This is a genomic window from Rhizobium leguminosarum (assembly GCF_010668065.1).
In the GTDB taxonomy this organism is placed as follows: Bacteria; Pseudomonadota; Alphaproteobacteria; order Rhizobiales; family Rhizobiaceae; genus Rhizobium; species Rhizobium leguminosarum_S.
In genome coordinates this window covers 265,665-291,655 of the sequence record NZ_WUEN01000004.1, presented here as the reverse complement: position 1 = coordinate 291,655, position 25,991 = coordinate 265,665, and the positions used below count along the sequence as shown (strand labels likewise).

Sequence of the window (25,991 nt, the reverse complement as noted above, 5' to 3'; positions counted from 1 at the left end):
ACGGCTGCGACCGGCGGTTTCATGGAATACGGTCACACTTGTTACTCCCCCTGTTCGATTTCCGATGCGAAAGTATCGCAGACCAATGCGCGATGAACCGGGCTTCTGAGCCCCAGAAATCGCCCCAATGAGGAGATTGAAAGCCATGACTGCTTCAGCCGAGAATGGAAAAAGCGGACAAGCCATGCGCAAACCACCGGTCGTGTCGCCGCAGGCCTGGGAGGCGGCCCGCGAGCAACTGCTCGTCAAGGAAAAGGCTGAGACCCGCGCCCGCGACGCGCTGGCCGCCGAGCGCCGGCGCATGCCGTGGATGGCTGTCGAGAAGGCCTATGCGTTTGAGGGGCCTCAGGGCGAAGTCAGCCTGCTCGACCTGTTCGACAACAGACACCAGCTCATCCTCTACCGCGCCTTCTATGAGCCCGGGGTGTTCGGCTGGCCCGAACATGCCTGCCGGGGCTGCTCGATGGTGGCCGATCAGGTTGCCCACGTCGCCCATCTCAACGCCCGCGACACGACACTGGTCTTCGCCTCGCGCGCGCCGCAGGCCGACATTGCACGGCTGAAGGCGCGGATGGGCTGGACGATGCCGTGGGTCACGATCACCGACAGCTTCGACAAGGACTTCGGCGTCGACGAGTGGCACGGCACCAATGTGTTCTACCGCGACGGCGAGCGAATCTTCCGCACCTATTTCATCAACAACCGCGGCGACGAGCAGATGGGCGGCACCTGGAACTACCTCGACATCACGCCGCTCGGACGCCAGGAAGTCTGGGAGAATTCGCCCGAGGGTTATCCTCAGACCCCGACCTACAAGTGGTGGAACTGGCACGACAGCTATATGCCGGACGCCGAGCCCGACAAGAAATGGGTCGAGGTCTCCGACGCCGGCGAGGCGGCGTTCAGGGCCGAGAGTGCAAACGAGAAACCGTAGGATCGGACCGGCCGTATCCTCCGTCCCGTCCCGGCAGGAGGGTACGGCGGTCCGTCTGAAAGTCTGGCGAACCGCAAATCTCAATTCATGACGACGCATCAGCTGGGCAGGTCGTGGCGCCGCTGGCGCTTGCTCCGTGCCGCTGCCTCCCTGCACCTTCTGCGCGCAAAATTTCGCTGACATATCTCCTTACTGTCACGGAACCATGCTAGATTTCGCCCGATTTCCAGGGAGGTGGGCATGGATACGGATTTTCGTGTGACCGGCAGGAATGCTGCTTCGCTTTTTGCGCTGACCATCCATCGCGGCGACGGCATGGCGCTGCTCGGCATGGACTGGAAGAATGGCCGGCCGCCGATCGATTTCGTCGGTTTCGCCATCCAGTATCGCGAGCCGGGTACTGACTTCTTCAAGAACGTGCGCAACCGTATCGGCTTTCCCGGCCAGCCGGTTCCAGACGACGGCATCCGCACGACAGAGGCGCCGATCCAGAAATTCCGCTGGGTGCATTTTCCCTTCAATGCCGATCTGCCCGGCAAGTTTCTCTATCGAGTCACGCCGAAGTTCATGGATGCCGCGGGCGCGCTGACGGCGGGCGAGGCGCAGGAGGCGGAGCTGGCGCTGATGCGCGAGACCATTCCCGGCAAGCTCAACGTCGCCTTCACCCGCGGCTTCGTCTCGTCGCAGGCCTTCGTGCGCAATTTTGCCCCCGACGCGCCGACGATCATCACGTTGGTGCCGCCTGTCGGCGATGAGGGGCTGGACTTCGTGCCGACTCATGCCGATGCCGAGCGGGCGCTTACCTGGATGGGCTTCGAGGCGCGGGCCGAAACCCTCGCGCTGCTTGACAAAGCGCGCGACGCCGGCGCCGAGGTGCGCGTCATCGCCTATGATCTCAACCTGCCCGAGGTGGTCACCCGGCTGGAGGCGCTGGGGCCGAAGCTCAAGATCATCATCGACGACAGCGACCGCACCAAGGGCCATGGCCGCCCGAATTCGCCGGAGACGAGGGCGGCGGAGCGGCTGATCGCCTCGGCGGGTGCTGCCAACGTCAAGCGCCAGCATATGGCAAACCTGCAGCACCAGAAGTCGATCGCGGTCCGCGGCGGCGGCATCTCGACCGTGCTCTACGGTTCGACCAATCTCAGCTGGCGCGGGCTCTATGTACAGTCGAACAACAGCCTTGCCGTCCACAGCGACAAGGCGATCGACGATTATTTCACCGCCTTCGAGAGCTATTTCACCGCCAAACGCGCTGAAAACTTCCGTGACTCGCCAAGTTCCGCGGGCTGGATCGATCTCGGCCTCGATGGCGTCGATGCCAAGGTCGCTTTCTCGCCACACAGCGATGCCAATGGCCGGCTGGACGAGATCGGCGCCGATATCGATACCGCCCAGTCCAGCGTGCTGTTCTCGCTCGCTTTCCTCGGCCAGATGACCAGGGGAGCGATCGGTCCGGCGCTCGGCCGCGCGCTCGAACGCCCCGAGGTGCATGTCATGGGCATCGCCGATGCCGAGGTCCGCGCCGGCAATCTCGGCCTCAATGTGCTGACGCCGGACAATCGCCGCAGGGTGGTGCGGGCGGCCGCCTTGACGGGCAACGTGCCGCCGCCCTTCCTGACGGAACCCTCGGGCCTTGCCGGCGTCGACGGCAACCAGCGCGGCACGCGCATGCACCATAAATTCGTCGTGCTCGATTTCGACAAACCGACGGCGCGGGTCTATCTCGGCTCCTACAATTTCTCGAACCCCGCCGATGATGAGAACGGCGAAAACCTCGTCGTCGTGCGCGACCGGACGGTTGCGACCAGCTACATGATCGAGGCGCTCAGGATGTACGACCACTACATCTTCCGCGTCGCCTCCGAAGCGAGCGACGGCCCGGCCCGGCCGCTGGAGCTCAAACGCCCGCCTCAGCCCGGCGGCACGCCCTGGTTCGAACGCGACTGGACCGACCCCATCCGCGCCCGGGACCGGGAGTTGTTTGCGCGGGCGGAGTAATGTCGCTGGTCAGGATGGCCCTTGAACCTCAACCATTCCACGCGGGTGATTTCGAAAGGCGGTCCTTCGCTTTGGGGACGATGGCCTTGTCCGTCGAAGAGTATGCAAAGTGGCTGTCCGCATGGCCGAAGGGCCAGGGAGCACCTGACATCCCGAAGTCAAATTAATACTTTGCCGGTTGCCAACATATTCTTCTCAAGGTGGAAACATTCCGGGGACGGTTGCGTTTTACCCGCTACCGGCAGTGCGACTGACATCCCGTCTAGGAGGGTTATTCATGAAGGTCATGATCGTCGAAGATGAGAATTTTATCGCTCTGGAGCTCGAACGCATTGCGCAAGAGGCAGGACACCAGACTATCGGGCCGGTATCGACGGTGGAGCAGGCTCTCGCCCACGCAAAAAGAAGCGATGTCGCGCTCGTCGATCTCAGTCTCTCCGATGGGCTGAGCGGCGCCCAGCTCGCGCGGCGGCTGATTGACCGCCATGGGGTTGACGTCATCTTCGTGACCGGCAGTCCCGAGAATGTCGGTCACGGTATCGAAGGCGCGCTCGATGTGATCTCCAAGCCCTTCACCGACGAGAGGATCGCCAGCGCGCTCTCGCGGGCTGAGGAGCGACGCAAAAACTTCGACAGCAGCAAGGTTGCGTTCTGAACAGCATCAAGCTGCGTGTTATAAGAAGGAAATCGACGTCGCGCAGGCCGCTGCGCCTGACCGAGGAGATAGTCCGGATGAAATACGCGCTCATTGCCGTTCTTTTCGCTCTCTCGGCCTGCGCCAGCGCCGGGGATCCACAGCCGCTTCCGGGCAGCCTCACCTATGGAGGAAAGGTCCTCCATTCGCCCTATCGTCCGGGAACGGTGGTCAAGAATACCTTTCTCGGCGATTTCGGTTACCGCGTGTTCGAGACCTATGTCGTCCAGCCGGACGGGACGCTCAAGCTGACGTCGCAGAGCACGGGGCCGGACTTTCTCTGGCAGTGAGGAGGTACGGGTTCCTCAGCGCCCAAGAGAAGGAATGAGTTTCAAGATGCCGTCCAATGAGAGGCTGACGGCTCGTTCACTTATCCCAATGGGTGCTCGTCTGCTTTCGCCTTCGTCCTTGGCAATTGAATGTTGCACTGCGGTAGAGATCTCGTCTATACCGCAGGCATTCACCACGGACCCGGTGAGATCCCGGGTGGCTCTTCTGGCCGCCGATCCGCCAGACAACGCAAAACCTGCATGCCATTACGCGACCGCTCGACAGAGTGGGTCCGGCCATGCTTTGCGAGAATCCATTCTATGCTGCTTTCCTCCATCCGTCGTGATTGGTCCGCCAATCCCATGCGCGAAATGCTTGCCGGAGCGGTGGCGACCTTCGCCCTGATCCCCGAGGTGATCGCCTTTTCCTTCGTGGCGGGGGTCGATCCCGAGGTTGGTCTGTTCGCCTCTTTCGTCATCAGCATCGTCATTGCCTTTACCGGCGGGCGCCCGGCGATGATTTCGGCGGCGGCCGGATCGGTGGCGCTCGTTGCGGCGCCGCTGGTGCATGCCCACGGCTTGCCCTATCTCTTCGCGGCCGGGCTGCTGGCGGGGCTGATGCAGATCGTGTTCGGCCTGCTGCGGCTTGGCGTGCTGATGCGCTTCGTGTCGAAATCCGTCCGCACCGGCTTCGTCAATGCGCTTGCCATCCTGATCTTTGCCGCGCAGATGCCGCACATCATTGGCGCCGGCTGGATGGAATATGCCGTGCTGATCACCGGGCTCGCGATCATTTACCTCACGCCGCGGATCACCACCGCGATCCCGTCGCCGCTGATCTGCATCCTGATCCTGACCGTCGCCTCGATAGCGCTCGGGCTTCCGGTTCTGACCGTCGCCGATCTCGGCAAGCTGCCGGATTCGCTACCGGTATTCGGCTGGCCGGCAGTGCCGCTGACGCTGGAAACGCTTCGGATCATTGCAGCCCCCGCGCTTGCTATCGCCATGGTCGGGCTGCTGGAATCGATGATGACGGCGAGCGTCGTCGATGATCTCACGGATACGCCGAGTTCGAAGAACCGCGAATGCACCGGTCTCGGCCTCGCCAACGCCGCCGCCAGCCTGTTCGGCGGCATCGCCGGCTGCGGCATGATCGGCCAGACGGTGAGCAACGTGAAATATGGCGGCCGCGGCCGGCTCTCGACGCTGTTTGCCGGCGCGTTTCTGCTGATCCTGATGGTGCTCCTGAAGCCGTGGGTCTCCGAGGTTCCGGTCGCCGCCCTGGTGGCGATCATGGTCATGGTATCGATCGACACGTTCGACTGGTCGTCGCTTCGAGCTGTCATCACTCATCCCAGGATGTCGAGCGCCGTCATGGTGGCAACCGTCCTCATCACCGTCTTCACCGCCAATCTGGCGCTCGGGGTGACGGTCGGCGTGCTGCTCAGTGGTGTGTTCTTCACCTTCAAGGTTGCCCGCCTGCTGCGCGTCGACGTGGTGCCCGACCAAGCCGCCGGGCGGCTGACCTATCGCGTGTCCGGCCAGGTGTTCTTTGCCTCCGCCGACGTCTTCGTCGAAGCCTTCGACGTTCAGGACGCGGTCGGCAAGTCCGTGTTGATCGACGTGTCCGGAGCGCATTTCTGGGACATCACCGCCGTTGCCGCACTCGACAAGGTCGTGCATCGGTTCGGAGCGCACGGCATTGCCGTGGAGGTCGCGGGCCTCAACCAGGCGAGCGCGACATTGATCGGAAGCCTCGACAGCAAGGTGGTGCTGAAAGAGGTGTGACGGCGCGAGCGCGGGCGGATTTTCTAGAGCATGATGCCGAAGTGTGAGCGGTTTTCGGACGACATCCTGTTCTAGCGCGAGACGATTGCGAAATCATCGCCCCCGCCGATTCCTGTGGCGTTCAGCCGTCTGACGGCCAGTTCAATGAATGCCTTGACCAAAGGCGGCAGGTGTCGGCTGCTGGGATAGACGACATGCAAGCCGCCGGCCGGGGTCGTATAGCCGTCGAGAACGCGGCGCAGCCGCCCGTCCTTGATGCAGGCTTCGGCGAATCGGTGCGGCAATTGGGCGATGCCATGGCCGGCGATCGCGGCGGCCATCACCGCCTGCATCTCGTTGGCGGCGAAGCGGCCCGTAACCGCGACCGTTTCCTGACCGTGCGGACCTTCCAGCAACCATTGCGCATGGGCGGCCTGGCCGGCGATGACGCAGTCGTGGCGGACGAGATCTTCAGGCGCAGCGGGCGGGCCGCAACGGGCGAGATAATCCGGGCTTGCGCAGAGAAGGCGGTGCAACGAGCCGAGTTTGCGGGCGACCAAGGTAGAATCTTCGAGGATGCCGGTGCGGAAGGCGAGGTCTATACCGCTTTCGACGAGGTTCAGCCTGTCGTCGGTCAGGCGCAGTTCGACCCTCGTCTTCGGGTAGGTCGAAAGAAATTCGAAGATCGCATCCTGGAGGAAGTGGCCGCCGAAGCCGACTGGTGCCGAAATGCGGATCGTGCCGGCAGGCTCCGCACGCGCTTCCGCAAGCCGCTGGTTGGCTCCCTCGATCGTGCGCAGCGCCTGGCTGCTTTCTTCGTAGTAGAGACGCCCTGAAGCCGTCAGGTTGAGGCTGCGGGTCGTGCGCTGCAGCAGCCGCACGCCGAGTTCGCGTTCCAGTGCGGCGATGCGGCGGCTGACCGTCGTCTTCGGCATGCCGAGCAAGCGCGCGGCGGCGGTGAAGCTGCCCGCTTCGACGACGCGGGCGAAGATCATGATATCGTTGAGATCGAGCATTGTATCCTGAGATGGCATGATGTTTTCCAATTATATGCCATTATGGTTCAATGCGACAGGCCCTAACTTTGCTACATTAGTCACATCAAGGAGCAGGCAGATGAGCAACACACGAAGCGTACTGGTCACAGGCGCCACCGGCCAGCAAGGCGGCGCGGTTGTACGCGCGTTGATGACGCGGGGACACCGCGTCAAGGCGATCACCCGCCGGCCCGAGAGCGACGGCGCAAAGCGGCTGACCGCGGCAGGAGTCCAGGTCGTCGCCGGCGATCTTGACGACGCGGCATCGGTGGCGGCGGCGGCAGAGGGTGTCGACGCGATGTTCCTGATGGGCAACAGCTACGAGGCCGGAACGGACGCGGAAACCCGTCAGGGCATTGCCGCCGCCGATGCGGCAAAGGCCGCCGGCATCGGCCACCTGATCTATTCCTCCGTCGCCGATGCCGACAAGAAGACCGGCATTCCGCATTTCGACAGTAAGTATCTCGTCGAGAAGCACATTGCAGGCCTCGGCATCCCTTACACGATCAGCGCACCCGTCGCCTTCATGGAGAACACCGTGGCGCCCTGGGCGATCGACGGGCTGCGTCAGGGCGTCTATGCCGCAGCGCTGCCGCCCGCCCGCGTGCTGCAACAGGTCACCATCGATGACATCGGCGCTTTCGTCGCAACGTTGGCCGAGAGGCGTGAGCAGGTGTTCGGCAAGCGTTTCGACATTGCGGGCGACGAATTGTCGGGCGAGCAGCAGGCGAAGATCCTCACCGAGGCGCTCGGCCGCCCAATCACTTACCGGGAATTGCCGATCGCGGCGATACGGCAGCAGAGCGAGGATACGGCGCTGATGTTCGAATGGTTCGACCGCACCGGCTACGATGCCGATATCATAGCCCTACGCCGCGATTTTCCCGATGTCGGCTGGCACAGCTATGCCGACTGGGCGAAGGGCTTCAACTGGAGTGTGCTCGATAAGACGGCCGGTTAAGTCGCAGCAGGACGTCATCGAGTGGTGACATCCTGCTGGAGGCAGGCCGGTCGAGTCCGTTTCCCGATCTTGTCGAGCGAGGCATCGTGCTCAGGCCCGCGCTGCCGGCGCCACTGCCTGTAGCGCCGCCTCGACATTGGCGGGCAGCCGGAAGCGGCGGCGGTATTCGCCGGGCGTCAGGCCCGCCAGCTTGCGGAACAGGCGTCGAAAGGAGGCGAGGTCGGAATAGCCGACTTCGAGCGCGATCTCCTCGATCGGCCCATCCTCCATCTCGAGCATCTGCTTGGCTTCCTCGACGCGGAGCCACTGGACATATTCGAGCGGCGAATAACCCGTCGCTTTCCGGAAGCGGCGGTCGAAGGACCGCTTCGGCAGCCCGGAAAGCCTGAGCAGCTCGGCGACGATATCCGCCGACTGGTAATGCAGGGGAGCATATTCCTGGCATTTCTTCACCACGGCGTCGCCATGATCGGCATTGGCGATCATCGAAGCGTAGGGAAGCTGGCCATCGCGATGCCATTGATAGAGGAAGATCTTCGATATGCGGATGGCTTCCGCCGTTCCTGCATGCCGGGCGATGAGAAAGAGCGTCAGGTCCTGCCAGGATGATGCGCCGCCGGCGCAGACGATGGAATGACCAGCGCCAGCCTGGACCAGGATGCGCTCTTCCTTAAGCTCCACATTCGGAAACTGGCTGCGAAACAGCGGCGCATACATCCAGTGCGTCGTTGCCGACTGCCCTTCCAGCAGCCCCGCCTCGGCAAGCACGATCGAGCCGCCGCAGGCGGCCAGCAGGCGCGCGCCGCGCCGGTGCATCTCGACAATCCAGTTCAAGAGCCGGCGGTCGAGCGCCCTGATGGTTTCTGGCGTGTCGACAAGCACGTTCGGAACGAGGACATAGTCAGTCTCTTCGATGTCGTCGATCGTTTCCTGCGGCATGATCGTCACGCCGGTTATCAGCCTCAGCGGGCCGGGCTCGGCGGCGACCAGGCGCGGCGCGAACATCACCTCGCTCGTCGGCACGTTCGAGCTGCTCTTCCAGTTGGCGCCGGCGATCCACAGCGTGTCGAAGATGCCGTACATGATCGAGGGGTCGCACTCCGGAAATGCGACGATGCTGACCCGCAAAGGGCGCTTCACATTGGCGGAATGTGGCTCTATCGGCTTCATAGCGGCCATCCTGCCTCTGCTGCGAACCATTAGCAACACGTAAAAGGCGCTTCGAAACGGGTGGCATGCCGCTGCCTGATGGAGAGGGTATCGCATCAATGGAACTGAATATCGAGAAATTACAGACGCTGCTCGGCGTCATGGTGAATGAGCTCGGAGCGGCGCAGAATTCCGCCCTTGTCATCATCGGCGAGGAGCTGGGTCTTTATCGCAAGATGGCGGAGAGGGGAGCGATCTCGTCGATCGAGCTCGCTGAAGCGACCGATACAAAAGAGCGTTACGTCAGAGAATGGCTCGCCGCCCAGGCAGCGTCGGGATTTGTCGACTATGACGCGGCGACCGGCAGGTTTACGCTTTCGCCGGAACAGGCGGCGGTCTTTGCCGTCGAGGACAGCCCGGTCAACATGATCGGCGGCTTTGTCGCCCTCGACGCCATCTATGCCGATCGCGCCAAGCTCACCCATGCCTTCCGCCACGGCGGCGGCGTTTCGTGGACGGACCGGTGCAACTGCATGTTCTGCGGCACCGACCGCTTCTTCCGGCCGGGCTACAAGGCCAATCTCGTCGAGAGCTGGCTTCCGTCGCTGGAAGGTGTCGTCGAGAAGCTCGAGCGCGGCGCCCGGATTGCCGATATCGGCTGCGGCTTCGGCTCGTCGACCCTGCTGATGGCCAAGGCCTTCCCGAAGTCGGAATTCACCGGCATCGACTTCCATGCCGCGTCGATCGAGCATGCGAGCGGGCACGCAAAGGGCATGAGCAATGTCCGGTTCGAAACTGCCCGCGCGCAGAGTTTCGAAGGTTCCAGCTTCGACCTCGTCACCATCTTCGACGCGCTGCACGACATGGGCGACCCGGTCGGCGCCGTCAGACATATCGCCAGGGCCTTGAAGCCGGAGGGCACGCTGATGCTGGTCGAACCGATGGCGGCCGACAGCCTGGCCGAAAACCTCAACCCCGTCGGCCGCGTCTTCTATGCCGCCTCTGCCAACACCTGCGTCCCGGCCTCGCTCGGCCAGGAGGTGGGCGCCGCGCTCGGCGCGCAGGCCGGCCAGGCAAAGCTGACCGAGGTGCTCAAGGCGGGTGGCTTTTCGAAGGTTCGGCGCGCGACGGAGACCCCGTTCAACATGGTGCTGGAGGCTCGGCTCTGACGTCTCCGGGGGCAATTCGAGACGCGGGTGGCCGATGGCCACCCGCGGAACGCGCTTGAGATGCTTCCGACTGCTGCCGCTCGCCATCGTCACGCCTGCGCGGTCGGCCGCACCACGACGTCGCTGATATCCACATCGGCGGGTTGCTCGATGGCAAAGGCGATGGCGCGGGCAATGGCATCGGGTGAAATTGCCATCTCGTCCATGCGTTTTGCCATCGCGGCTTTGATCCCTTGGTTTGTCATGGAGTCGGCGAAATCAGTCCTGATCATTCCCGGGGAAATGTTGGTGACGCGCAGATTTTCGCCGGCCTCCAGCCGCAAGCCTTCGGCGATGGTGCGCATGGCGTTCTTCGTGCCGGCATAGACGGCCATGGTCGGCTTGATGATGAGGCCGGCGGTCGAGAGCGTGTTGACGAAGTGGCCGAAACCCTGCCGGCGGAACACCGGCAAGGCCGCGGCAATGCCATAGAGCGGACCTTTGATGTTGACGTCGATCATCTCCTCCCAATCCTCGACCCGCAACTCATCGAGAGGCGAGATCGGACCGATGCCGGCATTGTTGATGAGGACGTCGATCCTGCCATAGGTGTTGCAGGCAAGGGCGACGAGGGCTGTGAGATCCTCGCGCTTCTCGACGTCCATGGCGAGGCAGACGGCCTCGCCGCCCTTGTCGGTGATGCGTTGCGCCAGCGCTTTCAGGCGATCGGCGCGGCGGGCGCCGAGCACGATCCTTGCGCCGCGCTCCGCCAGGATCAGTGCCGTGGCTTCGCCGATGCCGCTGCTTGCGCCCGTGATGGCAATAACCTTGTCCTTGATATCTGACATGTTCGTTCTCCTTTGTGCCGCTGAGGATTGCAGGTGCCGCCTGGAGAATCTATGCTGTGAGCTCCATGATTTCGTCGAGATCGTCCAAGTCCCATGATCGATCCTTTGTCCGATGTGTTTTCGCTGCTCGATATCGAGAGCGCACGCTGCACGCGTTTCGAGGTCGGTGGGAAATGGGCTTTTCGCTTTCCGGCCAAGCCCGCGCTCAAGTTCGTCGCCGTCCTCCGTGGCGCCTGCTCGATCGTTCTGCCTGACGAGCCGCCGTTTGTGCTTGTTGCGGGCGACACCTTCCTGCTGGCCAATGCGCCCGCCTATGTGATCGCCAACGATCTCGATAGGGAGCCGGAGGACGGGATCGCCTTCTTCGACTGGGAGCATTCCAACATCGCCCGGCACGGCGGTGACGAGACCGCGCTGATCGGCGGCAGCTTTGTCATCGGAGGCGGCAACGCCCGGCTGCTGCTCGACGCGCTGCCGCCGTTCATCCACATCCCGGCCAGCGACCGGGCCGCGGCGATCCTCAGCGCCACGCTCGCGACCCTCGACGGCGAACTCGAGGCCGGGCAGATGGGCTCGACGCTGATGACGCGGCGGATGGGCGATATCCTGCTCGTGCAGGCGCTGCGGGCCTATGTCGGCCGGAAGGGTGCTGCCGAAACGGGATGGATCGGCGCGCTCACAAATCCGCAGATCGGCGCGGCGATCAGCCTGATTCACAACAGCCCCGGCCATCGCTGGACGGTCGAGGCGCTGGCGACCCGGATCGGCATGTCGCGCTCCGCCTTTGCGCAGCGCTTCAAGGAACTGGTCGGCGTTGCACCCCTCGACTACGTCACGCGCTGGCGCATGCATCGCGCCCGCGAAGCCCTACGCCGGGAGGACGTCTCGGTCGCCGGCCTTGCCGCCGCACTCGGATACTCCTCCGAAAGCGCCTTCGGAAACGCGTTCAAGCGTGTCTTCGGGCGCGCCCCGAAGCGCTACTGGTCGGACGCGAAGGTCGAATGAGAACGGCTGTTCCGCTTGCGACGGCTGCCGCGTAACTCTATTGTTCGACGGCAGACCAGCGTCCTTGAGGGGGAGACTTCAATGCCGTCGAGTTTCAATGTTGAAAGTGCGGATGGTTATGAACGGCTGATGGGGCGCTGGAGCAGGAAGCTCGCGCCGATGCTGATCGATTTCGCCGGTCTTGCAGAGGGCGACCGCGTGCTCGATGTCGGCTGCGGTACCGGCAGCTTGACCTTCACCCTTGCGGAAACGCCGGGTCTCAGTGAAATCGTCGCGGTCGACTATTCGCCTGTTTTCGTCGAGGCGGCGACACGGCGCAATACCGATCCGCGCATATCGATCCAGCAGGCGGATGCCTGTGCGCTGCCGTTCGAGGACGGGCTCTTCGACAGGGCGATGTCGCTGCTCGTGCTGCATTTCGTGCCGGAGGCGGGAAAGGCGGTATCCGAGATGCGCCGCGTGGTGCGCCCGGGCGGCGTGGTCGCGGCCGCCGTCTGGGACCATTATGGCGGCATGTCCGGCATGCGGATGATGTGGGATACGGTGGCGATGCTTGATGAGGGCGCGCTGCCCCTGCGCCGCAAATATTGTTTCCAGCCGATGATGCGGCCGGGGGAAATGAAGGAGAGCTTCATCGCGCAGGGCCTTGCCGATGTCGAGGAAACCTCGCTGTTGATCCGGATGGAATACGTCTCCTTCACGGACTACTGGGACCCGATCGCCGCCGGCGAGGGACCGCTCGGCAAATATATCGCGGGGCTGGACCCGGCGAAGCGAAAAGCGGTCGATGCGGCGGTGAGGGCGGCATATGAGGCCGGCGAACCGGATGGGCCACGGTCGTTCGCGTCGGTGGCGTGGGCGTGTCGGGGCAGGGTGCCGGGCAAGAGCTAGGCATAGCGTTTTTCTCTGTGGCTGCCTGTGGTGCGTATGGCGGCAACATCCAAGAGAGCCCCATCCTGAGGCGCCCCGTAGGGGCCTCGAAGGACGAGGCGGGTGCTTCGACGTCAAATGGACGCAAGGAGCAGCGTTGCAGCGTGTCCTTCGAGGCTTCGCCCTGCGGGCTCCGCGCCTCAGGATAAGGGATGTTGGAGGGTGCCGCGCCCAAGGGCTGGGCGCTGGACGGTCGTATGCCTGCGACAAGGAGCCGCGTGGGACGCCGCCCGATCACGGTAATCGTGATGGAACACGGGCAGCATTGCTGACGTTATTGCCCGCTGTCTCCGACTGCAAACGCTGCCGCAACAGCATCACCCGCCCGTTTCGGGCACCCCTTCCGACGGCATCCGGAATTGCCCGCCTCGCCGCCGCTTTCGGACGGAGGAATATCAGATGTCCGCTTTGGAAAGCCTGCGCCGGCTGACGCCGCAGCAGCGCAACACCGTCATCGCCAGCTATCTCGGCTGGACGCTCGACGCTTTCGATTTCTTCATTCTCGTCTTCGTTCTCAAATATATCGCCGAGGAATTCCACACCGACGTTCCCGCCGTCTCGGTGGCGATCTTCCTGACGCTTGCCATGCGGGCGCTCGGCGCGCTGATCTTCGGGCTTGCCGCCGATCGCTACGGGCGGCGCATCACGCTGATGGCCGACGTGCTGCTTTATTCGATATTCGAATTTCTGACCGGCTTCTCCACCGGGCTCACCATGTTCCTGGTCCTCCGCGCGCTCTACGGCATCGCCATGGGCGGCGAATGGGGCGTCGGCGCTTCGCTTGTGATGGAGACGGTGCCGGAGCAGAGCCGCGGCATCGTCTCGGGCATACTGCAGGCGGGTTATCCCTCCGGCTATCTGATCGCCTCGGTCGTGTTCTTCCTGCTCTTCCCTGTTATCGGCTGGCGCGGCATGTTTTTCGTCGGCGCGCTGCCGGCGCTGCTGGTGCTCTACATCAGGCGCAATGTCGAGGAGAGCCCGGCTTTCCTGAAACGGCAGGCTACGGGGCGCCGGCCGTTCCTCACGGTGCTGCGCGAAAACATCCCGCTGTTCATCTGGTCGGTGCTGCTGATGACGGCGTTCAACTTCTTCAGCCACGGCACGCAGGATATCTACCCGACCTTCCTCGAGACTCAGCGCAACTATTCGAGCTACACGGTCGGCGCCATCGCCATCGTCTACAATATCGGGGCGATCTGCGGCGGGCTGTTCTTCGGGGCGCTGTCGCAGCGGATCGGGCGCCGACGCGCGATCGTCATCGCCGCGCTGATCGCCGTGCCTGTCGCGCCGCTCTGGGCCTATGCGCCCGGGCCGGTGCTGCTCGCCATCGGCGCTTTCCTGATGCAGTTCTTCGTCCAGGGCGCCTGGGGCATCGTGCCGGTGCATCTGAACGAGCTGTCCCCGGACGAGGTGCGCGGCACATTCCCGGGCTTTGCCTATCAGCTCGGCAACCTGCTGGCGTCAGGCAATGCGACGCTGCAGGCAGGGCTCGCCGCTCGTTGGGACGGCGACTATGCCTATGCGCTCCTGATCGTCGCAGCAGTCGTGGCGCTCGTCGTCGCCGCTCTCGCCGGCTTCGGCTACGAGAAGAAGAATGTCCGCTTCGGCACGGAGGAGGCCGAGGAACCGCATGGCGCGATGCGAATCTAGCGCTGCCTGCGGTTATGAGGGCCGGCGGCGACAGCTGCCGGCCTTTCAGTTCTTGAGCACATTGCAACCGCAGATGCGATCGTCAAACGCCGGCCGCAGCAGGGTGATGCCGGAAGTCAAGCGCTGTGTGAGCTGCCGGCGACCCGCATCGGTGGCATGAGACGATTGGTCCGAGCCTTGCAGGACTTGCCGTCGGATGACGGCGTGCTAGGTAAGGCCCGCCGGCATCTCGCCGGATCCACCGTTCCCTCCAAAGCCCCGAGTGACTCCATGCCGTTTTCTCCCGCCGCCCTCTGGCCCGTCGTCATGCTGTTTGCCTCCAACATCTTCATGACCTTTGCCTGGTACGGGCATCTCAAGCACAAGAGCAGCGCCATCTTCCTCGCCATCATCGTAAGCTGGGGCATTGCCTTCTTCGAGTATTGCCTGGCGGTGCCGGCCAACCGCATCGGTTCGGCGGTCTATACGACGGCGCAGCTGAAGACGATGCAGGAGGTGATCACGCTGATCGTCTTTGCCGGCTTCTCGATTTTCTGGCTGGGCGAGAACCTGACCTGGAACCACGCGATCGGCTTCGCCCTGATCGCGATCGGGGCATCCTTCATCTTTCGTGCATAAACTTTAGCCTTTTCAATAGATTACAAATTGTCCATGTCTAGATATCGCCACATTTCCTACAGATTGGCGTCGCAATCGGCTGGCAGCCTGTCACTACCAAGTGATCAGGAGGTGATCTGCCATGAGCCTGTCTTTTCCGACGATGGCGGCGATCCGGTTCGGCTATGGTTTCCGGCCGGGCGAAGCTCCGCCGAGCAGCAAGGACGATCTCATCGGCCAACTGCGCATGGGGGCGGCGGCAACGCCGGACTTTCCCCTTGGCGGCCTCGACATGCGCCACCAGGCGATTCTCAGCCTGCAAGAGCAGCTCAAGCAGATCCGGCAGGACGCCAAGACGGTGACCGACGATACGACGCAGCGCGAGATGCGCAAAGGGGTGCAACGCCAGGCGCAGCAGCAGTTTCAACATGATGCGAACCTGCGGCTGATGCAGGCGGTGCTGTCGCCGTACGGCTTCTACGAGAGGCTTTCGACCTTCTGGACCGATCACTTTTCCACCAGCGCCAACAAGAGCCTGCCGATGCGTCTCATCGTGCCGCTCTACGAGGCCGAGGCGATCCGGCCGTTCATATCAGGCAGGTTCGGGGATCTCTTGCGCAACGCCACCGCCCATCCGGCCATGCTGATCTATCTCGACCAGGCGGATTCGCTCGGGCCGGATTCGGCCGGCGGCATGAAGCGCAACAAGGGGCTGAATGAAAATCTCGGCCGCGAACTGCTGGAGCTGCACACGCTCGGCGCCGGCAGCGGCTATAGCCAGGCGGACGTCACGGCGGCGGCCATGGTGCTGACGGGGCTCACCATCGACCGCAAGGAGATGGACATCGCGTTCCGGCCGAATATTTCGGAGCCCGGCGCACATGAGGTGCTGGGCGTCAGCTATGGCGGGCGCAGGCGCTCGCGCGACGATTATCTCGACATGCTCGACGATCTGGCGCTGCATCCGAAGACGGCGGCGCATATCAGCCGCAAGCTCGCGGTGCATTTCATCTCCGATCAGCCTGACGAGGGCATGGTGTCCGACATGGCTGAAGCCTGGAAGAAGACGGATGGCGATCTGACTGCCGTCTACACCACCATGCTCGATCATCCCGCCGCCTGGCGTGAAGAGGGCGCCAAGGCGCGCCAGCCTTTCGACTATATCGTCGCCGGCCTCAGGGCGCTGAATGCGGGACCGGTCAACGGCGTTGTCGGCAGCTTCCTGGCGGCGAACCAGCAGGGCACGGACGAGGGCGACATGGCGGCGAACACGCCCGGCATGGCAGGATCGCCGGTGCCGACGGATCCCGCCGGCGAGGCGAGGGAGAAGCGCCTCAAAGCCTTCCGGACGGCGCGGGCGCTGGGGCAGGGGGCGCTCAGGCGCATGGGGCAACCGACCTGGCTGCCGCCGAGCCCGGCCGGTTTCGAGGAAGGCTTCTCCGCCTGGATCACCGGCAGCCAGCTCGCCGAGCGGCTGGCCTGGGCAAGGCGGGCCGCGGCCCAGTTCGGCCGGGACGAGGATCCGCGCGAATTCCTGAAATCGACGCTTGCCGATGCCGCCCGCGACGAGACGATCCGCGTGGTATCGCAGGCGCCGAACAAGATCAGCGGGCTGACGCTGGTGCTGGCATCGCCCGAATTCAATCGCCGATAGGAGCTTCTGTGATGAACCGGATTTTGCTCTCCCGCCGCGGCTTTCTGGCCTCTGGCTGCTGTCTTGCCGCTGCTCCCATCTTCACGCCCGTCACCTTCGCGGCGATGCCCGGTGATAACCGCTTCGTCACCATCGTGCTGCGCGGCGCAATGGATGGGCTGGACCTGGTGCAGCCCTACGGCGATGCCGCTTTTGCGGCGCTGAGACCGACCTTGGCGCTGACGCCGGACACCGGGCTTCTCGATCTAGACGGGCATTTCGGCCTCAATCCTGCAGCGGCCGAGCTGATGCCGCTGTGGAAGAGCCGCGAGCTTGCCTTCGTGCATGCGGTCTCGACACCCTATCGCGACCAGCGCAGCCATTTCGACGGGCAGGACATGCTGGAATCCGGCGGCGAGCATGTCGCCGAGGAAAAGACCGGCTGGCTGAACCGGGCGCTCGCCGTCATCCCGCGCTCGGATGCGCGCAAGGCGATCGACATCAACACCTCGACGGAGCTGATCCTCTCCGGACCGAACAATGTCGACGTCTGGGCGTCGGATTCCAATCTGGCGCCGGCGCGCGACGAGATGCAGTTCCTGGCGCGGCTTTATGCCGGCGATCCGCCGTTCGCCGAGGCGCTTGCCGAGGCGACGCGGGCCAATAGCGCCTCGATGATGGTCGAGCCGGAGGGCCAGCGCGGCGCAAAGATCGCCGATGTGGCGGCGCTCGCCGCCAACATGCTGAAGGGCGATTACCGCATCGCCAGCTTCTCGATATCAGGCTGGGACACGCATATCGGCCAGGCCGACCAGTTCAAGCGGCCGGTGCAGGACCTCGCCCAAGCGATCAATACGCTGAAGGCGACACTCGGGCCTGAGATCTGGGCAAAGACGGTGGTGCTTGCCATGACCGAATTCGGCCGCACCGTGCGCCAGAACGGCTCAGCCGGCACCGACCACGGCACCGGCGGCTGCGCGCTACTTGCCGGCGGCGCCGTCAATGGCGGCCGCATCCTCGGCCGTTGGCCGGGCATCGGCGACGGCCAGTTGCTCGACGACCGCGACCTGATGCCGACCGCCGACGTGCGCGAGCTTGCGGCCGCGATGCTCTACCGGCAGTTCGATGTGTCTGCCGATGATCTGACGGGGAAGATCTTTCCGAGGCTGGGGTTCGACAAGGGATCGCAGTTTTTGAAGGCGTGAGGTGGGGCGCTTACCTCTCCTCCTCCAGTGGAAGGCACAGTAAGGAGGGCGGCGCGGCACACCGACTAGCCCTCATCCTGATGAGGTGCGGAGGCCGTAGGCAGGAGCCTTGAAGGACAAGGGCGGGTGGTTGTTTCGGCGGCATCGGCATTTGCCGAGGCGGGTGGCCAGCATCGTCCTTCGAGGCCCCTACGGGCACCTCAGGATGAGGCTGGAGAGAGGGCCCTAGCGGCCGGTCATCTTCAGCGCTGCCTCAGGAAGCCGCTCGCCTTGGACCTCGATCTCCGACAGGGCGGCATCGATTTCGGCGAGGTCGTCGGCAAGCAGGTCGACGTCTACTGCCCCGAGGTTCTCTTCCAACCGGTGCTGCTTCGTTGTTCCCGGGATCGGGACGATCCATGGCTTTTGGGCCAGTAGCCAGGAGAGGGCGATCTGCGCGGGTGTTGCGCCCTTGCGGTCGCCGATGCGCCTGATCAGGTCGACGAGCGCAAAATTGGCCTTGCGCGCCTCAGGTGAAAAGCGCGGCACACTGTTGCGGAAATCGCTTGGATCAAACTTGGTGTTCTCGTCGATCTTGCCGGTCAAAAAGCCTGCGCCGAGTGGGCTGAAAGGCACGAAGCCGATGCCGAATTCCTCAAGGGTGGGCAGCAGTTCCGCCTCGGGGCCGCGCCAGAAGAGCGAATATTCGCTCTGGACGGCGGTCACTTTCTGGACGGCATGGGCGCGGCGTATCGTCTGAACGCCGGCTTCGGAAAGGCCGAAATGCTTGACCTTGCCGGCTGCGATCAGGTCCTTGACGGCGCCGGCCACGTCTTCGATCGGAACGTCGGGATCGACGCGGTGCTGGTAGAACAGGTCGATGCGGTCCGTCTTCAGGCGGCGCAGGCAGGCATCGGCAACCGCCTTGATGTGTTCGGGGCGACTGTTGGTGCCGCCTCGGCGTTCGCCGGTTTGCTGATCGATGTCGAAGCCGAATTTGGTGGCGATAACTACCTGGTCGCGGATCGGTGCGAGCGCTTTGCCGACAAGCTCTTCATTGACGAAGGGGCCATAGGCTTCGGCCGTATCGAACAAGGTGACGCCCTGCTGATGGGCGGTGCGCATCAATCCGATCATGTCGCCTTCGTCGGCGGGCGGGCCGTAAGCAGCGCTCATGCTCATGCAGCCGAGCCCGAGCGCTGAGACTTCGAGATCGCCGATAATGCGTGTTTTCATGGTCGTGTCCGTTCGTGGCGTTGTATGGGCTTGAGGGTGAGGGCGCCGGCTCAGTGCCGCCGGTCTCGCAGTTGAGTTGACGGGAACTTAGTCCTCGTGCCAGCTTTCGATTAGATGCTGTAATGCGCATGCACCCATAAGACGGACTAATGAATGCCCCAGGACAACAATTTCAACGAACTCGTGGCCTTTTTGACCGTCGCCAGAGAACGAAGCTTTACCAGGGCGGCCGCCAAGCTCGGCGTGTCGCAATCGGCGTTGAGCCAGACGGTACGCGGTCTCGAAGAGAAGCTCGGGCTTCGCCTTTTGACCCGCACCACCAGAAGCGTGTCGCCGACGCAGGCAGGAGAACGTCTGCTGGAACGGGTCGGACCGAGATTTGAAGAAATCCAGTTCGAGATCGCCGCGCTCAGCGAAATGCGCGAGCGGCCCGCGGGCACCATTCGCATCACGGCGGGCGAGCATCCGGCGATTTCCGTTCTCGCCCCGGCATTGGCGCGGTTTCTTCCTGATCATCCCGATATCAATGTCGAGGTGATCGTCGACTACGGCCTGACCGACATCGTCGCCGAGCGTTACGACGCCGGCATCCGGCTCGGCGAGCATTTGGCAAAGGACATGATCGCGGTCCGGATCGGCCCCGAGATATGCATGGCGGTCGTCGGAGCACCCGCCTATTTCGAGCGCCATCCGCGCCCTGATATCCCGCAGGATCTGACGGCGCACAACTGCATCAATATGCGGTTGCCGACACACGGGACGATATATCCCTGGGAATTCGAGAAGGATGGACGTGAATTGCGCGTCCGTGTCGAGGGCCAGGCCGTGTTCAACAACATCGCCATGAGGATCGGCGCCGTGCTGGACGGGCTGGGGCTGGCCTACATGCCCGAGGACCAGGTTCAGCCTTACATCGAAGACGGGCGGCTGATCCGGGTTCTGGAGGACTGGTGCCAGCCCTTCCCAGGATATCATCTCTACTATCCGAACAGGCGGCATGCGTCTCCCGCCTTCACGCTGTTCGTCGATGCGCTCCGCTATAGAGGAAAGTAGCGCCGATTTTATTCCATCACGGCTTATCAACAGGCTGTGATTAATTAGTCGGCCTAATAGACCCTAGCTGTCCAGGCCGGCTAATCCTTTCCGTCCGATGCCGCTACCTTCTCGCCATCCGAAATGAAGCGAGAAGCCGACATGCGATATGGATTGTCCAACACCCTGGCGGCATTGCTGCTTGCCTCATCGCAGCTTGCCGCGCCATTGGCGACGGCTGCCGATGCGGTAAAGCCTGAGCCATTGGTCATCCAGGAGCAGGGCAGTTTTGCCGTCGGGGGAACCAGCACGGCAGCGCCTGGAACCTTCGATCCGCTGAAACCTCTCGATCCCGCTGGCCAGACCTATCACGGCGATCATGCCTTTGCCTTCTACCAGGTGCCGGCAAACCCGCGTCAGTACCCGATCGTGATGTGGCACGGTGCCGGACAATTCTCCAAGACCTGGGAGACGACTCCCGACGGCCGCGAAGGCTTCCAGAACATCTTCCTGCGTCGAGGCTTCTCCACCTATCTCGTCGACCAGCCGCGCCGGGGCGGCGCCGGGCGGAGCATGGCCGAGACAACAGTGAAGCCGACAGCGGACGAGCAGCTCTGGTTCAACCAGTTTCGCGTCGGCACCTGGCCGAACTATTTCGACGGCGTGCAATTCTCCCGTGATCCGGAAGCGCTGAACCAGTACTTCCGCGCGATGACGCCGAACACTGGGCCGTTCGATATGGAGGTCGTGTCGAATGCGGTGGCAAAGCTGTTCGAGAAAATCGGCCCCGGCATTCTTTTCACCCATTCGCAGGGCGGCGGACCGGGCTGGCTAACGGCCATCAAGAGCGACAAGGTCAAAGCCGTCGTCGCCTTCGAACCCGGCAGCAGCTTCGTGTTCCCGGCAAGCGAGGTCCCCGCCGATATGCCGAGCGCCTTCGACACGCTGAAGGGCGTGCCGGTACCGATGGACGACTTTATCAAGCTGACGAAGATCCCGATCGTCATCTATTACGGCGACAACATCCCCGACGAGCCGACGACGATGCCGGCGCAGGACAGCTGGCGGGTGCGCCTGGCGATGGCCCGCCTGTGGCGCGATACGGTGAACAAGCATGGTGGCGATGTCACCGTCGTGCACCTTCCCGAGATTGGCATCCGCGGCAACACCCACTTCCCGTTCTCGGACCTGAACAACGTAGAGGTCGCCGACCTGGTCTCGACCTTCCTCCGCGAGAAGAAGCTCGACTGATCCGCCTCGGACGCGGCGCGGCGCTGCTCGGCTGTCGTGCAGGCAGCGATCCCGTTTGCATCCTGCTCAGAGCCCATACGATCTGCAGACTAAGGGAAACATATCCATGCGTGATCTCTTCAAACGTGTTCCCATCCTTCTCGCCTTGGCCAGCGCCGTCGTTCTTGTCGGTTGGCAAGTCGACGCGGAGCCGAACCGGACGACGCTACCCGAATTGGCGGGCCTCGTTCATTACACGACCGTCAGACGGGGGAACGTGACTGAGCATATCATGACGACAAACGAAGCCATCCAGGCGGTGAAGACCGGACAGCCGATTCCCGACGGCACGCACTTCGTCCTGGTGGATTACCGCGAAGGCGCAGTCTTTCGCTATTTCGTCATGGAAAAGGGCGGCGGCTGGGGAGCGGACTATGACGAGGACCGCCGCACCGGCGATTGGCAGTTCCAATGGTTCAAGCCGGATGGCACGATCAACATGGCCGAGAACACGGCGCGGTGTCAGTCCTGTCATTCGTCCAGAGCCGACGAAGGCTTCCTCTATACTCTCGAGGCTCTCAAGGAATTTGACGGAGCCGTCGTTGACTAGGCCGGATCGAATCCCCGACGGGGGCGTCGCATCGTGAATGCTTTTTTCGTGATCCGCCTCGTGCTCGACTTCACCGCCGCCGGGCTGCTTCTGGCCGCGCTCGCCTACTGGTGGCTCGACAACATGTCGCACGAGCTGATCGGCATGGGCATGTTCATCCTTCTCCTATCCCACAACGTCTTCAACAGGCGATGGTGGGCCAGGCTCCCGAAGGCGGCGCCTGGCAAGCCGAGCTTTCTGACAATTGCTTCGAATATCTCGATCGCCGCGACCATGGCCGCGTTGCTGGTGACGAGCGTGCTGATGTCACGCACGGTGTTTGCTTTCCTTCCTTTAAGTGGCGGTCCGACGGCACGCGAAATCCACATTCTTGCGGCATATTGGGCATTCATTCTCGCAGCCGTGCATCTCGGCCTTCACTGGTCGGTGATCATGGCCGTCATGGGCAGGTTTTTGCGCGTCGGGCCGCCAAACGCGATCCGGACAGCGTCTCTTCGTGCCACCGCGGCTGCAATCGCCGTGTGCGGCATCCACAGCACTGTCGTCATGGGAATCGCAGACAGGCTCGTTGCCCGGCCGTCGATGGATTTCTGGGATTTTCAGGAGTCCACGATCGGGTTCTTCCTGCATCACATCGCGATCCTGGCTGTGTGCGGGTGCGCTGCGCATTATGCGGCCGTCTGGCTTCGATGGGCGGGTGGGGTGCGCAGGGTGACGAATGCCGGCGAGTGATGTGCGGCGGCTTTGTGGGGAATGGAGTTTGCGGCCGCCCGGCCCTTCGCTTGGGCTCAGGGCGTTCGAAGCTGCAATCGATTCACCGGATCGATTGCTCCCGCTTTGCGGGACCGCTTCTCACCCCAACACATCATAAAGACGGAAGATGAAGCTGATCTGGTAGATCAGGTTGGCGATGACGAAGGTGGCGTGGAAGCGGCGGTTGGGGGTCCAGGCGGCGATGGCGCAGAGGAGGATGTAGATGATGTTGCGGGCTGGGTATTCCCAGCCGAGCGAGAGGATGCGTTCATGGCCCTTGATTGCCGTGTCGAGAATATCGACGGCGTAGGTGAGGCCGAGGATGCCGAAGAACCATTTGCGCCGCGAGATGAAATATTCCTCGTAGCCGCCATATTCGTCGAGCGAGGCAGGAAAGAGCAGGGCGCAGAGCAGGAAGAACAGGCTGCAGAAGCAGATGAGGAAGAGATAGATGCCGAAGCCGATCGCCGGCACCGCCTGCAGGCGATATTCCCACCACCAGATATGGATGATGAACAGGAACATCGACAGCGCCCAGCCGAGATGGATGGGATAGACCTTGGCCTTGGCGGGATGCTGGACGATGCCGGCAAGGCCGGTGAGCACTCTCGCGAGCGAAAGGCTGATGACCATGCCCATCACCACCTTGATGTGAAGGAAGACCTCCGGCGAGCTGACCGTTTCCATGCTTTCGATCCTTAGGCTGTCACTCCTCGGGGACTTGCTTCGGTTTGCCCTCTTCGTCGAGCGCCACCATGATGAAGGTGCCCGCCGTGACCTTTTCCATCTTGGCGTAACGCGCGCGGTGCGCCCAGGCTTCGACGCAGAGCGTGATCGAGGTGCGGCCGACGCGGTCGATATCCGTATAGACGGACAACGTGTCGCCGATCTTGACCGGCAACTCGAAGGCCATCTCCTTGACGGCGGCGGTGACGACGCGGCCCTTGGCGCGCTCTGCAGCGCGGATGCCGGAGGCAAGGTCCATCTGCGCCATGACCCAGCCGCCGAAGATATCGCCGGCCGGGTTGGCGTCACCGGGCATGGCAAGCGTCCTCAGCGTCAATTCGCCTCTCGGCTTGGCGGCATCGGTCATCAAGTCTTCTCCATCTGGTGCGGCGTCGGGCCGGCGATTCACTGCGAAGCACCCTAGTGCAAAGGCCGAGGGCTGTAAAAGACGGCAAGACCAAGCTCTACAGACGGCCGATGGGAAAAATATTGCTGCCTTTGCCGATTGAAATTTCATTCGATTTCAAATGGTTGAATTTTACAGCCGTCACCTAACCTAACGTTATTTAACCTTCTTCTAATTAAGCTTTACGCTCCAGTAATTCCGGCAATTCAGAATGCGATTGATCTCACCTATAAGAATCGCTGGGAACCTCATGCGCAACGTCAAGATTTCCACCCGTCTTTATTGTCTCGTTGGCTTCACGCTTGCCGTGCTCGCGGCGACGATGGTCTTCTTTCTGAACTATTCTTACTCCGAGCTGGAAGACGAGCGGAAGGCAGGGCTGGCGCAGCTCGATGCGACAGCGCTCGGCATTTTCGAAAAATATTACAAGATGGAGCAGGCGGGCACGATGACTCGCGAGCAGGCGCAGGCGGCGGCCAAGGACGTGATCGGCGCGATGCGCTACGGCGCCGACGGCTATTTCTGGATCAATGACATGCATCCCAAAATGGTGATGCACCCGATCAAGCCGGCGCTTGATGGTACCGATATCTCGCAGATGAAGGACCCGGCCGGCAAATTCCTGTTCGTCGAGTTCGTCAACAAGGTGAAGAAGGACGGCAAGGGTTTCGTCGACTATCTCTGGCCGAAGCCGGGCGCCGATGAGCCGGTGCTGAAATACTCCTATGTCGCCGGTTTCGAGGCCTGGGGCTGGATCGTCGGCACCGGCGTCTATGCCGACGACCTTGCCGCGCTTTATCGCCAGAATTTGCTCTGGGCCACGATGGCCTGCCTGATCGGCGCGGCGGCGACGATCGCGATCGCCTTTGCCATAGTGCGCAGCGTGACGGCGCCGATTGCCCGGCTGAGGAAAGCGATGAATGCGATTGCTGCCGAAGAAGCGTCGGTAGAGATCGCTGGCAGCGAGTATCGCGACGAGGTCGGCCAGATGGCCAAGGTGCTGCTAGTGCTGCGCGACTCCGTCGATGAGCGCAGCGCGCTGCGCGGCCGGGAAGACGAGAGGCAGCGGCAGATTGAAGAAGAGCGCCGTGGCAACGAGGCGAGCCTGCGTTCCGCGTCCGAGCGGCAGAACCGCGCGATGCAGGCGCTCGGCGTCGGCCTGGAAAAGCTGGCGAGCGGTGACCTGACGGTGGCGATCGGCGATATCGGCGAGGACTACGCCAAGCTGAGGGGCGATTTCAACGCCGCCGTCGATGCGCTGAACGGCGTCATTCATGCGATCGCCGAATCGAGTCGCGTCGTCAACGACAGCGCGTCCGACATCAGCGAGGCGACCGGCAATCTGTCGAAGCGCACGGAACAGCAGGCAGCCGCGCTCGAAGAAACGGCGGCAGCGCTCGACGAGATCACCGCGACGGTCAAGACGGCATCCGAACGGGCGAGCGAGGCGCGCGAAATGGTGGCCGAGACCAAGGCGAGTGCCGGAAAATCCGGCGAGATCGTTCGCAACGCGGTGACGGCGATGGGCCGGATCGAGGATTCGTCGAACCGCATCGGTCAGATCATCTCGGTCATCGACGAGATCGCCTTCCAGACGAACCTTCTGGCGCTGAATGCCGGCGTTGAGGCTGCGCGCGCGGGCGAGGCGGGCCGCGGCTTTGCCGTCGTCGCCCAGGAAGTGCGCGAACTCGCTCAGCGTTCCGCCAATGCGGCCAAGGAGATCAAGGAACTGATCAGCCGGTCGGCAACGGAGGTCGAGGGTGGGGTGGCGCTGGTGCGCTCGACGGGCGAGGCGTTGCTGGAGATCGAGGCGCTGGTCAACCAGGTCAACGATCACGTCGCATCAATCGCGACGGCGGCGCGCGAGCAGTCGACGGGGCTGAACGAGATCAACGGCTCCGTCAATCACATGGACCAGATGACGCAGCAGAATGCCGCGATGGTCGAGGAGACAACGGCGGCAAGCCGCACGCTCGCCGACGAAAGCACCCAGTTGAAGACGCTGCTTTCGAATTTCCGCCTGCGCGGCGAGCCGCCGCCAGTGACCCGATACACACGGGCAGCGTGAGGAAACGTAGAGATGAAAGGCCGGGAAACCGGCCTTTTTCATTTCCGTCGCGTTCAGATTGTGCCGGTAAGTTTTCATTCACCGTTTTTAATTAAAATTGGAGTGAGTTTTTTCGGTCACTGC

24 protein-coding genes and 1 other annotated feature are annotated in these 25,991 nt (G+C 63.0%); of the genes, 18 read left to right on the top strand and 6 right to left on the bottom strand.

Annotated elements, in window-relative coordinates; translation table 11 throughout:
- Nucleotides 1–145: 145 nt before the first annotated feature.
- From GR198_RS13515 to GR198_RS13495, 5 genes are all read left to right on the top strand, one after another.
- Complete coding sequence (locus GR198_RS13515) at nucleotides 146–934, top strand: DUF899 domain-containing protein (RefSeq protein ID WP_029870603.1); 789 nt, start codon at nucleotides 146–148, stop codon at nucleotides 932–934.
- 240 nt (nucleotides 935–1,174) lie between these two features.
- Nucleotides 1,175–2,935, top strand: a complete 1,761-nt coding sequence (locus GR198_RS13510) for a phospholipase D-like domain-containing protein (RefSeq protein ID WP_029870604.1) — start codon at nucleotides 1,175–1,177, stop codon at nucleotides 2,933–2,935.
- Between the two features lie 277 nt (nucleotides 2,936–3,212).
- Nucleotides 3,213–3,590, top strand: a complete 378-nt coding sequence (locus GR198_RS13505) for a response regulator (protein ID WP_029870605.1) — start codon at nucleotides 3,213–3,215, stop codon at nucleotides 3,588–3,590.
- Between the two features lie 77 nt (nucleotides 3,591–3,667).
- A complete protein-coding gene (locus GR198_RS13500) occupies nucleotides 3,668–3,919 on the top strand; it encodes a hypothetical protein (protein WP_029870606.1) in 252 nt (83 codons plus the stop codon).
- Between the two features lie 174 nt (nucleotides 3,920–4,093).
- Nucleotides 4,094–4,149, top strand: a sequence feature (sul1 is cis-regulatory element that is thought to sense ions involved in sulfur or methionine metabolism; They are found in Alphaproteobacteria).
- A 70-nt stretch (nucleotides 4,150–4,219) separates the two neighbouring features.
- Nucleotides 4,220–5,686 (top strand): SulP family inorganic anion transporter, encoded by a 1,467-nt coding sequence (locus tag GR198_RS13495; protein WP_029870607.1) that lies wholly within the window; start codon nucleotides 4,220–4,222, stop codon nucleotides 5,684–5,686.
- Nucleotides 5,687–5,757: 71 nt separating this feature from the next.
- Here GR198_RS13495 and GR198_RS13490 read toward each other — a convergent pair whose 3' ends face one another.
- Nucleotides 5,758–6,681: a LysR family transcriptional regulator gene (locus tag GR198_RS13490; RefSeq protein ID WP_029870608.1), complete on the bottom strand. Its 924-nt coding sequence runs from the start codon at nucleotides 6,679–6,681 to the stop codon at nucleotides 5,758–5,760.
- A gap of 100 nt (nucleotides 6,682–6,781) precedes the next feature.
- Here GR198_RS13490 and GR198_RS13485 point away from each other — a divergent pair, with 100 nt between their 5' ends.
- Complete coding sequence (locus GR198_RS13485) at nucleotides 6,782–7,663, top strand: NmrA/HSCARG family protein (protein WP_029870609.1); 882 nt, start codon at nucleotides 6,782–6,784, stop codon at nucleotides 7,661–7,663.
- Nucleotides 7,664–7,753: 90 nt separating this feature from the next.
- Here the strand turns inward: GR198_RS13485 and GR198_RS13480 are convergent, their stop codons facing one another.
- A complete protein-coding gene (locus GR198_RS13480; protein WP_029870610.1) occupies nucleotides 7,754–8,833 on the bottom strand; it encodes a GlxA family transcriptional regulator in 1,080 nt (359 codons plus the stop codon).
- A gap of 98 nt (nucleotides 8,834–8,931) precedes the next feature.
- Here GR198_RS13480 and GR198_RS13475 point away from each other — a divergent pair, with 98 nt between their 5' ends.
- A complete protein-coding gene (locus GR198_RS13475) occupies nucleotides 8,932–9,981 on the top strand; it encodes a class I SAM-dependent methyltransferase (RefSeq protein WP_029870611.1) in 1,050 nt (349 codons plus the stop codon).
- Between the two features lie 89 nt (nucleotides 9,982–10,070).
- On the opposite strand, the gene GR198_RS13470 is transcribed toward GR198_RS13475, so the two are convergent.
- Nucleotides 10,071–10,808 carry an SDR family oxidoreductase gene (locus GR198_RS13470; protein ID WP_164069123.1) on the bottom strand — a complete coding sequence of 246 codons (738 nt, stop codon included), beginning with the start codon at nucleotides 10,806–10,808 and terminating at the stop codon, nucleotides 10,071–10,073.
- A 93-nt stretch (nucleotides 10,809–10,901) separates the two neighbouring features.
- Between GR198_RS13470 and GR198_RS13465 the strand changes: the two genes are divergently transcribed.
- The 6 genes from GR198_RS13465 (at nucleotide 10,902) to GR198_RS13440 (ending at nucleotide 17,828) form a co-directional block, all read left to right on the top strand.
- Nucleotides 10,902–11,813 carry an AraC family transcriptional regulator gene (locus tag GR198_RS13465; protein ID WP_029870613.1) on the top strand — a complete coding sequence of 304 codons (912 nt, stop codon included), beginning with the start codon at nucleotides 10,902–10,904 and terminating at the stop codon, nucleotides 11,811–11,813.
- An 81-nt stretch (nucleotides 11,814–11,894) separates the two neighbouring features.
- Complete coding sequence (locus tag GR198_RS13460) at nucleotides 11,895–12,704, top strand: class I SAM-dependent methyltransferase (RefSeq protein ID WP_029870614.1); 810 nt, start codon at nucleotides 11,895–11,897, stop codon at nucleotides 12,702–12,704.
- 438 nt (nucleotides 12,705–13,142) lie between these two features.
- Complete coding sequence (locus GR198_RS13455; protein ID WP_164069122.1) at nucleotides 13,143–14,393, top strand: MFS transporter; 1,251 nt, start codon at nucleotides 13,143–13,145, stop codon at nucleotides 14,391–14,393.
- Nucleotides 14,394–14,663: 270 nt separating this feature from the next.
- Nucleotides 14,664–15,011, top strand: coding sequence for a DMT family protein (locus GR198_RS13450; RefSeq protein ID WP_011652456.1), 348 nt, complete (start codon nucleotides 14,664–14,666; stop codon nucleotides 15,009–15,011).
- Nucleotides 15,012–15,132: 121 nt separating this feature from the next.
- Nucleotides 15,133–16,644 (top strand): DUF1800 domain-containing protein, encoded by a 1,512-nt coding sequence (locus GR198_RS13445; protein WP_164069121.1) that lies wholly within the window; start codon nucleotides 15,133–15,135, stop codon nucleotides 16,642–16,644.
- An 11-nt stretch (nucleotides 16,645–16,655) separates the two neighbouring features.
- Nucleotides 16,656–17,828, top strand: a complete 1,173-nt coding sequence (locus tag GR198_RS13440) for a DUF1501 domain-containing protein (RefSeq protein WP_164069120.1) — start codon at nucleotides 16,656–16,658, stop codon at nucleotides 17,826–17,828.
- A 225-nt stretch (nucleotides 17,829–18,053) separates the two neighbouring features.
- Here GR198_RS13440 and GR198_RS13435 read toward each other — a convergent pair whose 3' ends face one another.
- Nucleotides 18,054–19,043, bottom strand: coding sequence for an aldo/keto reductase (locus GR198_RS13435; protein ID WP_029870619.1), 990 nt, complete (start codon nucleotides 19,041–19,043; stop codon nucleotides 18,054–18,056).
- A gap of 153 nt (nucleotides 19,044–19,196) precedes the next feature.
- Between GR198_RS13435 and GR198_RS13430 the strand changes: the two genes are divergently transcribed.
- The 4 genes from GR198_RS13430 (at nucleotide 19,197) to GR198_RS13415 (ending at nucleotide 22,647) form a co-directional block, all read left to right on the top strand.
- Nucleotides 19,197–20,096 carry a LysR family transcriptional regulator gene (locus GR198_RS13430; RefSeq protein ID WP_017988698.1) on the top strand — a complete coding sequence of 300 codons (900 nt, stop codon included), beginning with the start codon at nucleotides 19,197–19,199 and terminating at the stop codon, nucleotides 20,094–20,096.
- A 141-nt stretch (nucleotides 20,097–20,237) separates the two neighbouring features.
- Nucleotides 20,238–21,326, top strand: a complete 1,089-nt coding sequence (locus tag GR198_RS13425; RefSeq protein ID WP_029870620.1) for an alpha/beta hydrolase — start codon at nucleotides 20,238–20,240, stop codon at nucleotides 21,324–21,326.
- Between the two features lie 106 nt (nucleotides 21,327–21,432).
- Nucleotides 21,433–21,915: a cytochrome P460 family protein gene (locus tag GR198_RS13420; RefSeq protein WP_029870621.1), complete on the top strand. Its 483-nt coding sequence runs from the start codon at nucleotides 21,433–21,435 to the stop codon at nucleotides 21,913–21,915.
- Between the two features lie 33 nt (nucleotides 21,916–21,948).
- Nucleotides 21,949–22,647 (top strand): DUF4405 domain-containing protein, encoded by a 699-nt coding sequence (locus GR198_RS13415; RefSeq protein WP_029870622.1) that lies wholly within the window; start codon nucleotides 21,949–21,951, stop codon nucleotides 22,645–22,647.
- A gap of 120 nt (nucleotides 22,648–22,767) precedes the next feature.
- Here GR198_RS13415 and GR198_RS13410 read toward each other — a convergent pair whose 3' ends face one another.
- Both GR198_RS13410 and GR198_RS13405 read right to left on the bottom strand, forming a co-directional pair.
- Nucleotides 22,768–23,355, bottom strand: coding sequence for a hypothetical protein (locus tag GR198_RS13410; protein ID WP_029870623.1), 588 nt, complete (start codon nucleotides 23,353–23,355; stop codon nucleotides 22,768–22,770).
- Between the two features lie 19 nt (nucleotides 23,356–23,374).
- The gene (locus GR198_RS13405; RefSeq protein WP_003540707.1) at nucleotides 23,375–23,761 is read right to left on the bottom strand and encodes an acyl-CoA thioesterase; all 387 of its coding nucleotides are present in this window, start codon (nucleotides 23,759–23,761) and stop codon (nucleotides 23,375–23,377) included.
- 289 nt (nucleotides 23,762–24,050) lie between these two features.
- Here GR198_RS13405 and GR198_RS13400 point away from each other — a divergent pair, with 289 nt between their 5' ends.
- On the top strand, nucleotides 24,051–25,868 hold the full coding sequence (locus tag GR198_RS13400) for a methyl-accepting chemotaxis protein (protein WP_029870624.1): 1,818 nt from the start codon (nucleotides 24,051–24,053) through the stop codon (nucleotides 25,866–25,868).
- The last annotated feature ends 123 nt before the right edge of the window (nucleotides 25,869–25,991 follow it).